Source organism: Pantoea sp. BS_8, assembly GCF_041954965.1.
Taxonomy (GTDB): domain Bacteria; phylum Pseudomonadota; class Gammaproteobacteria; order Enterobacterales; family Enterobacteriaceae; genus Pantoea; species Pantoea stewartii.
Genome location: NZ_JAVAXU010000029.1, coordinates 1 through 1,659 on the forward strand (window position 1 = coordinate 1; position 1,659 = coordinate 1,659).

Below are 1,659 nucleotides of genomic sequence, written 5' to 3' on the forward strand. Positions count from 1 at the left end.
GTCATCGAATGTTATGTTATCAGACATGGTAACCTCGTATTTTATTAACCCTGTAATTACTCTTTTTTGGGAAAGAGCCATTTGCTGTCTGAAAGACAGCGTCCTTTCTTTAAAATAATGTCAGACTTAATCATGTAGCCCGACAGTTTGGTGAACTGACCGCTTTTATCCGGCGAGTCATATTTATGGTAAGAGTAAAGACCCTTACCATTTCGTGAGTGATGAAGGCCCAGTGATTCAAAGTTTTTCTGCAGCTTGTTTTTTTCGTATTTATTTTCTGGCTGCGAGGAAATAAACCGGAAAAACACATCGGGCGATATCATAAAAATAAAACCGGACAGCATATGCAGAAGACTGTCGGACTCATTGACGGTAACTTTTCCGGCCTCCACGCTCTCCCGCAGCCAGTCCAGAAAAACGTTGCCCTCAGAGGGTTCACTGTCGCCCGCCGGCTTCCCGTCTTCCGTTTGCTCCTGCTTCGTTGACTCAGCAGTTTGTACGGCTGATAAAACGGGTGTCTCCCCTTTAGCCATCAGGTCCAGTACCGAAAGTAAATCCACTTCCTGTTTAATTTCTGAATCTTCCTTTTCATTTTCACCATCTGAACCATACTCAGTCGCTTCGCTCCCGCTGAGGGCAGACTGCAGCGCGGAGCTCAGTACCGGTAATTCAGGTTTTTCTGTTCCGGGACTGGCCTCCTCTCCGGCTGCCTGTGTGGAAGTATACGCAGCCGCTTCGCTTTCAATTGGCTCTGAAACATTTGCTGAAATGATGTGACTCGACAAAAGGACAGGTGCGTTATCTGCTAATTTTGGGGCATTATCAGCATGTTGCATTTCCGGCGTCGGGTTTACAGAAGACGTGCCAGTAATATCTGAAAGACCACCGGTTTCCAGACCCGCCCCCTCCCGGGCCTGCATGATGATGCTGTAAAGCACACCGGCACCGGCACGCTCACCCGACAGAAACTGAAGAAGGCAGCGTGACGCTTCCGGCCACTGGTGAAGCCACAGCATGCCTGTTTCAGGCAGCAGCTTTGCCGCCATGTACTGACCTGTCAGGGCCGGAGCCCGGGCAGTCTTTGCGGGCCTGATCCGCCACGGGCCGTCCGGCTTGTGCAGCCCCGGATACCAGATTTTTCCGGACTGAGTCGCGCCTTCCACCTGCGTCAGCCAGGGCAGATGATGGAACAGGCCTGCCCAGAACACCGCGCAGACCCAGCCCGGGGCCTGTGCCGACTGCTCTTCAGGTGTGGCGCCGGGCGGCAGCATCATTCCTCTGACGAGCCTGACCGCCCGGACGGCCACGCCGAGGCTCAGGTCACCAAATCCCCCCGGTGACGAATAGGCACCGCTCCATGCGGCCGGGCAGTCCTGCACACGCTCAAGCATTGTCTGCGCAGGCTTCAGCCACCACGCATCGGTGACGGACTGTGAAAGCGGGCTGTTATCCGCCAGCATCCTGACAAGCCTGCGTCGCTCCTCCGTCTGCATAAGCGTGCTGCCCTCCCGAACCGGGCGAAACGCCACCTCCCTGACGACCGTACTCGCCAGTTGATCTGCAGGCCTGTTGTTTCCCCGCCCCGTCAGCCACTTCATCACCCGTTCCATCGACACCCGCTCTTTATCTGAAATGACGTAACGCTAAGAGACGGGGTGT

General features: G+C 54.6%; 1 protein-coding gene. It reads right to left on the reverse strand.

Annotation, left to right across the window (positions count from 1 at the left end; translation table 11 throughout):
- Positions 1–56 precede the first annotated feature (56 nt).
- Positions 57–1,598 (reverse strand): conjugal transfer nickase/helicase domain-containing protein, encoded by a 1,542-nt coding sequence (locus RAC65_RS22245; protein ID WP_375097319.1) that lies wholly within the window; start codon positions 1,596–1,598, stop codon positions 57–59.
- Between the last annotated feature and the right edge of the window lie 61 nt (positions 1,599–1,659).

Coding starts and splice junctions, on each gene's coding strand:
- RAC65_RS22245 (WP_375097319.1), bottom strand. CDS start 1,598: ATGAAGTGGCTGACGGGGCGGGGAAACAACAGGCCTGCAGATCAACTG.